Annotated in this window: 6 protein-coding genes and 1 pseudogene; 6 read left to right on the forward strand and 1 reads right to left on the reverse strand. The window is 39.7% G+C overall.

The features are described 5' to 3' along the window. The 3 genes and pseudogenes from AC1DPQ_RS08315 to AC1DPQ_RS08325 form a co-directional block, all read left to right on the forward strand. Window positions 1-515: pseudogene (locus AC1DPQ_RS08315) on the forward strand (gfo/Idh/MocA family oxidoreductase); the annotation flags it as partial. A 63-nt stretch (window positions 516-578) separates the two neighbouring features. Next, window positions 579-1,943, forward strand: a complete 1,365-nt coding sequence (locus tag AC1DPQ_RS08320; RefSeq protein ID WP_477583887.1) for a 3-keto-disaccharide hydrolase — start codon at window positions 579-581, stop codon at window positions 1,941-1,943. Window positions 1,944-2,278: 335 nt separating this feature from the next. Beyond that, window positions 2,279-3,472: a Gfo/Idh/MocA family protein gene (locus AC1DPQ_RS08325; RefSeq protein WP_477583889.1), complete on the forward strand. Its 1,194-nt coding sequence runs from the start codon at window positions 2,279-2,281 to the stop codon at window positions 3,470-3,472. A 663-nt stretch (window positions 3,473-4,135) separates the two neighbouring features. Here AC1DPQ_RS08325 and AC1DPQ_RS08330 read toward each other — a convergent pair. Continuing rightward, a complete protein-coding gene (locus AC1DPQ_RS08330) occupies window positions 4,136-4,594 on the reverse strand; it encodes a type I restriction enzyme HsdR N-terminal domain-containing protein (protein ID WP_477583891.1) in 459 nt (152 codons plus the stop codon). A gap of 204 nt (window positions 4,595-4,798) precedes the next feature. Here AC1DPQ_RS08330 and holA point away from each other — a divergent pair, with 204 nt between their 5' ends. The 3 genes from holA to AC1DPQ_RS08345 form a co-directional block, all read left to right on the forward strand. Further along, window positions 4,799-5,821, forward strand: a complete 1,023-nt coding sequence (holA, locus tag AC1DPQ_RS08335) for a DNA polymerase III subunit delta (protein ID WP_029275124.1) — start codon at window positions 4,799-4,801, stop codon at window positions 5,819-5,821. Window positions 5,822-5,957: 136 nt separating this feature from the next. Then, on the forward strand, window positions 5,958-8,216 hold the full coding sequence (locus tag AC1DPQ_RS08340) for a glycosyl hydrolase family 95 catalytic domain-containing protein (protein ID WP_477608770.1): 2,259 nt from the start codon (window positions 5,958-5,960) through the stop codon (window positions 8,214-8,216). Window positions 8,217-8,242: 26 nt separating this feature from the next. Then, window positions 8,243-9,602: sulfatase family protein (locus AC1DPQ_RS08345; protein WP_477608772.1), on the forward strand; the 1,360-nt coding region annotated here is incomplete at its 3' end.

Raw genomic sequence — 9,602 nt, forward strand, 5'->3', positions numbered from 1 at the left:
GAGGTATTTACACCTGGAAAGATGGCCGTAGAAACTGGGATTCGATGGTTGCCGTATTCGATTATGGCCAGCCTGATACTACAGATGGTTTCCAGGTTACTTTTACGTCAAGAATGCAGAATAGTGTGGGCGATGTGGGAGAGGTTTATTATTCTAACGGTGGCGAGTTGAATTTAATTACCAATAAAGTATCGCCAAAAGGTGGTTTAAAGGAGAGAGAAGCTGCGGCCATGGGCTTAAAAGCCAATCTTTTGCCAGAATTTGATTTAAGTAAAACCGAAATTAAAGCGGCTACAGGAGCAAATATGGGTGGTGATGCGTTAACTTCTGGCCATATGCGCAACTGGATGGAATGTGTGCGTAGTCGTAAAACACCAAATGCACCTGTTGAAGCCGGTTATTCACATTCTATTGCCAATATCATGACCAATGCTGCGGTACGAACAGGTGCAAAAGCAATTTTCGATGAAAGCAGACAAGAAGTAATCGCAAACGGAAAAGTATTTAAATATTAAAATGTTATCATAGCGAGGAAGGATACCTCTCAATCAATAAAAGATAAAATCCCTAAACCAATCATGTTAAATTTAAAAAAATATAGTATTCTAGCCCTTTCGCTAATCAGTTTATCAGCCGCTGCCCAAAAAGCTAAACCATTATTTGATGGCAAAACCTTAACCGGTTGGAAAGCAGTTGCAGGAGCAGCTCCGTACAAAGTTGAAGACGGAATGATTATCGGAACGATGACCAAAGGCACACCAAATTCGTTCTTAATCACTGAAAAAGAATATGGCGATTTCATTTTAGAACTCGATGTGAAGCTGGAAGGTGAAACCACCAACTCGGGCGTGCAAACACGCAGCCATATTAAACCAGAAGGAAACAACGGTAAAGGATTGGTTTTTGGCAGGCAGGTAGAAATAGACCCTACACCAAGGGCATGGACCGGGGGAATTTACGACGAAGCCAGAAGATTATGGCTATATCCTTTAGAACTTAACCCATCGGCAAAACCGCTGTATAAAAAGAATGAGTTTAACCATTACAAAATAGAATGTATTGGTAACGAAACCAAAACCTGGGTAAATGGCGCACCTGTTGCCTACGTGATTGATACTTTGGATAAATCAGGATTTATCGGTTTGCAGGTTCATGGTATTGGCAATAACCTCGATAATGATGGCAAGAAAGTTTATTTCAAAAACATTAACATTCAAACAGAGGGCTTAAAAGCCAAAGCTTTTCCAAAAGGAATTTATACGGTTAATTTAACGCCGAATACGTTATCTGCTTACGAGAAATCGGAAGGTTATAAACTTTTGTTCGATGGTAAAAGCAATACAGGTTGGGTTGGTGCTTATAAAACTACTTTCCCTGCCAAAGGATGGAAGATTGCCGATGGCGTTATCAGTGTAGAGCCATCGGGTGGTGCAGAATCGACCAACGGCGGCGATATTGTAACCAAGGATGAATATGCAGCTTTTGATTTGTCGTTCGAGTTTAAACTTACCCCAGGTGCCAACAGTGGCGTAAAATATTTTGTTACCCTAAGCGAAAAAAATACAGGTTCTGCTATTGGTCTCGAGTATCAGGTTTTAGATGATGTTTTACACCCTGATGCAAAATTGGGCAGAGATGGAAACCGTACCTTGGCTTCGCTATACGATTTAATGACTTCGAAAAAAGAAGCCCGTTACCTGCGCCCTATTGGAAGCTGGAACAATGGCCGTTTGGTGGTATACCCAAATAACAAAGTAGAGCATTATTTAAATGGCGTTAAAGTTTTAGAATATACCCGTGGCTCTGAAGAATTTAAAAAACTGGTTGCCATTAGTAAATATAAAGACTGGAAAAACTTTGGTGAAGCACCAAAAGGACATATCCTATTGCAGGACCATGGAAATAAGGTGGATTTCAGGACCATTAAAATCAAGAATTTATAAGTTTAATGACTTGAAAATGAGCGTTGGTTCAATATGGCGGCCTGCAGTCCCGCTTTCGCATATAGTCCTCGCTCGTATCTCACTGTGGGCTATTTAGCTCATCCGATAGCTATCGGATCGGGTTTATTGTTAACGGTTTGCATTGCAAACTGGCCTAAAGGCACTGAAAGATTTAAATAGCCCCAACATACGCGAAAATACTTTTTTGTTGCATTTTCGTTAATATTGCAAATGCTGGCAACAAAAAGATTGTAGCATTGGCGGGACTAGCCTTTAATAGTAGCAGGAGTTGCGCGCTCCAATTAAATAATAAGTAATATTTTAATCATTATAACATGCATCGTCGATCTTTTTTAAAACATACTACTTTGTTAGGCTCTGGTTTACTTGTTGGTAATCAGGGTTTTGCTAATTTAGTGGCTGATGAAATTATTAATGTGGCAATGATTGGTTGCGGCGATCGTGGCAAAGGTGTTTTGTCGGTAATTAAATCAATGCCTGCAAAGTATAAAATTAAAGCTTATTGCGATTTACTCGATTTTAGGCTTAAGGAAACCGAAAAGTATGTTCCTGCGGATGCAAAGGCCCTAAAAGATTATCACAAAGTTTTAGACGATAAAACAATCGACGCGGTTTTTATTGCCACACCTTTAAGCGAACATTTCAGAATTGCCAAAGATGCGGTACTGGCTGGCAAACATGTGTATGTAGAAAAAACCATGACATACAATATTGCCCAGGCACTCGAACTTAAAAAACTGGTAAAACAATATCCCAATCAGGTTTTTCAGGTGGGTTATCAGTATCGTTATTCGCCTTTGTATTTTAAGGTGAAGGATATGATCCAAAGTGGCTATTTGGGCAAGGTTAGCCAGATCGATTGCCGTTGGGACCGTAACGGCAATTGGCGTAGGGCAGTGCCAGATCCAGCTTTAGAACGTAAAATCAACTGGCGGATGTATAAAGAGTATTCTGGCGGATTAGCCGCCGAACTTTTATCGCACCAAATCGATTTTATCAATTGGGCTTTCGAAACGCAGCCTGATGAAATTATGGGATCGGGTGGGATAGATGTGTTTAAAGATGGGCGCGAAACCTACGATAATATTCAGGCCATTCTCCGTTATAACGAAAAAGGTATGATCGGCAATTTTGGAGCCACTTGTGGCAATGCACATGATGGTTACCTGTTTAAAATAAAAGGCACCAAAGGTTCGGTTTCTTTGCTTACCAACACCGGTTTGTTCTATCCTGAAGAAAGTGCCAAAAAAGAATTAGGCATAGTTGATGGTGTAACTGGGGCCACAAAGATTGTGGTAAATAAAGATGGTGGAATCCCGATTTTGGATAAAGCCACCATTGATGGTACAAATTATGCTCTAGATGAATTTTATAAATCGATAACAACCAAGAAAGAACCAGTATCAAATATCAATACCGGAACCCAGGCGGCTATCTGTGTGGCCATGTGTAACGAAGCCATTTATAGCGGGAATAAACAGGTTTGGAAGACGGAATATAGTGTTTAGGTGATCTGTCATCTGCACAAAATCGTCATTGCGAGAAGGCTTTTTCAGCCGACGAAGCAATCTAAAAGATAGATTAATAGCGATCGTTGTAAGATTGCTTCGTCGTTCCTCCTCGCAATGACGGAAAATGAAAGAATTTTTAATGCTCCTAATTTTTTTTGGGGGAAAAGCAATTGTTGTAGTTTGTTTTAAGGTTCGTCCTGCTTTCTGCTCCAATCTTTTTTGCCCTTCGACTCCGCTCAGGATGACAAAAAAGGATTTTCGCGTCAATCAGGTTTATAATCGGAAGGGGGTATTGCTACTATTGAAGATTGCATAGCATGATTCAGAAAACGCAATTAAAGTGATTGTCATCCTGAGGTACGAAGGATCTTTTTTCTACTGGTTGTGTCTCAATGATCGATATATGAATGGCGAGGTTATCATACTCCCTACAAACCCTAATATCTTTACTTACCGTGCCACTTAAACCCGATCAAAGCGAGATGCCTCCCGATTTTGCATCGGGATCAATTGGCAGAAGCGGGAGCGGGGCAGGAACAAACCCAAATACTACTGATTTTGCTTTCCATCAATCGTATAAGATGATATGGATTTTATGTTATACTGAGCAAGTATTCCATAGGCTGCAGATCCTTCGTGCCTCAGGATGACAAACACTCCTTACAAGCCCAAATACTCTGGCATTTCCTTTACGAAGTTAAACTTACCTTTTTCAAGGTCCATCTTCGCATAAACATGTTGCAAACCATTGGTTAGCACAATCCATTTGGCTTGGTGTATAGAATTGTACCGTGATGCCTGATCGAAAACCGATTGCGTAATCTTTACTTTGGGTGCCTTACATTCAATTAACATCAGCTTTTCGCCAGCCGTATTGTACACTAAAATGTCACTTCGCTTTTGTAATTGGTTTAGCACCAAACCACCTTCAATCTGGATCAATGTGCGTGGGAATTTCTTTTCCAAAATCAGGTTCTGTATAAAATGCTGACGGACCCATTCTTCGGGCGTAAGCACCAGGTGCTTTTTCCTCAACTCATCGAAAATAAAAACCAGATCATCTTTTTGGGTAATTTTAAATGGATATGGCGGTAGGTTAAGCGGGGTAGGGTTGAACATTTTCTCAGTTGGCAGTAATCAGTTTTCAGTTAACAGTTGGAAGTTCTCCGTTAACAATGGAACAATCCATCAATTATTATCGTGCAAAGTTAATTAATTCTAAGATATGGAAGGAAATCTCCTATCTAACATCTCAGATATAGTATCTCTTAAATTATAAACATTTACCCAAATCGTTAAACCTAAATCGTAATTTTACGGGCAATGACTGCTGCCGAAATTATCAAAGATATCAAAGCCCGAAAATTCAAACCGGTGTATTTATTACATGGAGAAGAATCTTATTATATCGATCAAGTAACAGATTATATTGAAGATAAGTTATTGAACGATGCCGAAAAAGGTTTCAATCAGACTGTTTTGTATGGTAAAGATACCGATATGGCTACGGTTTTGGGTGCTGCAAAGCGTTACCCGATGATGTCTGATTATCAGGTGGTAATTGTTAAGGAAGCGCAGGATTTAAAGTGGGGCAAAGAAGATTCGAGCAGTAAAGAGGGCGAATTTGTGCTCAACTATTTTGAAAAACCTTTACCGAGTACCATATTGGTTTTGGCTTTTAAGTATGCGAACTTCGATAAACGAAAAAAAATCTACAAAGCCATTAATAAAAGCGGATTGATTTTTCAGTCAGATCCTGTACGCGATTATAAACTGGTGCCATGGATTGAAGAATTTATTAAAGATAAAGGTTACAAGATCGATCAGCAGGCATCGGCTTTAATGGCCGAATATTTAGGAACCGACCTTTCTAAAATTGCCAACGAGATCGAAAAGTTAATGCTCAATGTTCCGAAAGAGACAACCATTAATACCGATCTGGTTCAGAAAAACATAGGCATTAGTAAAGAATATAATGTTTTTGAACTGCAGAAGGCACTGGCCATCCGCGATGTGCTGAAATGCAATAAAATTATCAATTACTTCGCCAGCAACCCTAAAGCCAACCCAACAGTAATGGTTTTGGCCAATTTAGGTGGTTACTTCACTAAGCTTCTAAAATATCACTATATCCCCAATAAGGCCGATGCGGCATCAGCTTTGGGTGTGCCTCCATTCTTTGTTAAAGATTATGAGGTAGCTGCAAGAAATTACAACACAGGAAAAGTTTTCCAGGTGATCGGTTTACTCCGCGAATACGATTTAAAAAGCAAAGGTTTAGATAGTACCGGAAATGTTGAAGATGGAGAACTCTTAAAAGAACTCGTTTTCAAGATTGTACACTAATCTTTTTTTCGCAATTTCCTGTTTTATATTACCCATCAAACGTTTGCGCAAATTTTAGCGATTTTATTGTAATTTAATATCATTATTTTAGAAATTGATACACTACCACAGGTACTAACCATTTCTAAACAAACAAATGAAAACTAAATTTACCCTATTCTTTTTACTCCTGTGCTTTTCTTTCGCAGGTTATGCCCAATCATTAAAACCTTATAATCTTTCCTTTCCTAAACTCGCCAACAGGTGGGATGAAGCCATGCCCTTGGGGAATGGTATGTTAGGCGTTTTAATATGGGAAAAGAACAATAAACTACGTCTTTCTTTAGATCGTGCAGATCTGTGGGATGAACGCAAGGCGCTTGATATCTCGAAGCTTAATTTTAAGTGGGTAGAAGAGCAGGTTCATCAAAACAACTATGCCGCCGTTCAAAAAATAGGCGATGAACCTTATGATAGAAGCCCATATCCAACTAAATTGCCAGCTGCGGCAATGGAATTTGATATTGCTAAACTAGGGAAGGTAGTATCGAACGAATTGGATATCGAAACGGCTTTAAATACGGTAAAATTTGAAAATGGTACTGTTTTTAACTGTTATATCCATGCCGCCCAGCAGCAGGGCTATTTTAGTTTCGAAAACCTTAAATCTACAACGATTATACCTAATTTGATTGTACATAATTACGCCAATAATTTAATAGAAAAAGGCGACAACAGCCATGCAGGTGAGGGCTTACAGAAATTGGGTTATGCAAAAGGAACAGTTGCCAATACTGCAAATAGTGTCCGTTACCGTCAGCCTACTTATGATGGGCACTATTATGAAGTGTTGGTTCAATGGAAAACAGTGGCTAATGGCAATGTAATCGGTTCATGGACCATTAGTAATGATAAAGCTGCAAAATTACCTGGTATTCCTTCAGCGGCGAAAGAGCCAACAGGTTGGGATTCTCATACCAAATGGTGGAAGGATTTCTGGAATAAATCGAATATCTCTGTTCCGGATCAGCTTATTCAAAAACAATACTATTTAGAAATGTATAAATTAGGGTGTGTAGCCAGAAAAGGCGCACCGGCCATAACTTTACAAGCCGTTTGGACCGCCGATAACGGTAGTTTGCCACCCTGGAAAGGCGATTTTCATAACGATTTGAATACCCAATTGAGTTATTGGCCAACTTATACCGCTAACCACCTGGCCGAAGGAGCCACTTTTACCGATTGGCTATGGAAAATCAGAGAACGAAATCTTACTTATACCAAGCAATATTTTGGTGTTGAGGGTTTAAATGTTCCGGGCGTAATTACATTAAATGGTGACCCAATGGGTGGGTGGATCCAGTATTCGCTTTCGCCAACCGTAAGCGCATGGACTTCACAACATTTTTATTGGCAGTGGAAATATAGCAAGGATAAAGCGTTTCTTAAAAAGAGAGCCTATCCGTATATACATGAAGCTGCAACCTATCTGGAGAACATTACAAGGTTGAAAGATGGCAAACGTTCACTGCCTTTAAGCTCTAGTCCAGAGTATAATGATAACAGTATTAAAGCCTGGTTCTTAAACTGGACCAATTTCGATTTGGCCTTAGCTAAATTTTTATTTAAAGCTGCGGCCGAAGTAAGCATGGCAAAAGGTAAGATAGACGAAAGCAAACATTGGGCGGAAATGCTGAATCAGTTACCGGGTTATGAAATAAATGAAACTGGTTTTACCATCGCCCCTGGATCTAATTTAACAAGCTCGCACAGGCACATGTCGCAGTATATGGCCATTTATCCGCTCGATTTGTTGGATGTTAACCACCAGCAGGATAAAGCCATTATTGATAACTCCTTAAAACGGTTAGAAGAAATTGGTACAAGAGCATGGTGTGGTTATTCTTTTAGCTGGATGGCTTCTATATACGCAAGGGCTTACCAAGCCGATAAGGCGGTAAAGCAATTGGAAATTTTTGCATCCAACTTCTGTTCGCCGAACAGTTTTCATTTAAATGGCGATCAAAAAGGAGGGCAGTACTCAGACTTCACCTACCGCCCGTTTACTTTAGAAGGCAATTTTGCCTTTGCACAGGGCGTTCAGGAACTTTTATTACAAAGCAGAAATGGTTATATACAGGCATTCCCCGCTGTACCACAAAGCTGGAAAGATGTAGCTTTTAATAATTTACGTGCTGAAGGCGCCTTTTTAGTAAGCGGAAATAAAGAAAACGGTGTGCCAACAAAAGTAAAAGTATACGCAGAAAAAGCGGGTGTACTTAGAATTAAGCTGCCTTTCAAAACCTATGTGGTAAGAGATGTACCTGCTGAGATTGTAAAAATGGGCGATGATGGAATTGCCGAAGTGAGCCTGAAAAAACAACAGACCATCGTTTTTGAAAATGGCTATGAATAATGCCCTTAAATTCAATTAAACCATCAATGAGAAAAATAATATTAATCACTGCGCTGTTATGCTGCAAACTAGGCTATGCCCAGCAAAAACCCAATATTGTAATCATCATTTCTGATGATCATGCTTTTCAGGCGATAAGCAGTTATGGTAGTAAATTAACGCAAACACCCAATATCGATCGTATTGCCCGGTCGGGGGTAACCTTTAACAAAGCTTATGTAACCAATTCTATTTGCGGACCGAGCAGGGCCGTTATATTAACAGGATTATATAGCCATAAAAATGGTTTTAAAGATAATGAAACCTCCCATTTTGATCATGGACAGGATAATTTTGCCAAACACCTTCAGTCTGGCGGATATCAAACAGCCTGGATAGGCAAGTTGCACCTGGGCGATAAACCTCAGGGATTTGATTATTACAGCATTCTGCCAGATCAGGGGCAGTACTACAACCCCGATTTTATCGGCATGGATGGTAAAACCGTGCATAAAGAAGGTTATGTAACCAATTTAATAGAAGATGCCTCTGAACAGTGGTTAGATAATAGAGACCAATCGAAGCCGTTCTGTTTGGTTATTGGGCACAAAGCTACGCATCGCACCTGGCTTCCGGATACGACTGATATGGGGAAATTTGATAAAGTGAAATTCCCTTTGCCTAAAAATTTTTACGACAATTATGTAAACCGGGAAGCGGCAAAAGTACAGGATATGACCATTGATAAAACCATGTTAATGGGCTACGATCTGAAAATGCTTTCTTATAGCAAAAATGGAGAGGGTAGCGTTAACCGAATGAACTTAGCACAAAGGGCCAGGTTCGATGCCTACTACAAGCCAATCGAGGCAGATTTAAAAAGCCGGAATTTAACAGGCAAAGCTTTGGTTGAATGGAAATATGAACGTTATATGCGCGATTATTTAAGCACAGCAGCATCGCTCGACCGGAATATTGGCCGTACACTCGATTACCTTGAAAAACACAATCTTACTAAAAACACCATTGTAATCTACGTTTCAGATCAAGGTTTTTATTTAGGCGAGCATGGTTGGTTTGATAAACGTTTTATGTATGAAGAATCTTTCAGAACACCAATGATCATGCGTTACCCCGGTGTGATTAAACCGGGAAGTAAAAACGGAACATTTGTAATGAATCTCGATCTTGCGCCAACCTTGCTTGACGCCGCAAAGCTTAAAATACCACAAGCTATGCAAGGGAAATCGATGTTGCCTTTGTTTCAATCAAAAAAAGTAGCATTCAGGGATGCCATGTTTTATCATTATTATGAAAATGGCGAACATTCGGTATCTCCTCATTTTGGTGTTAGAACCGAACGATATAAATTAATCCGCTTTTACAAACGCGTGAATACCTGGGAAT

This window comes from Pedobacter sp. 01T416_2, from assembly GCF_056398925.1.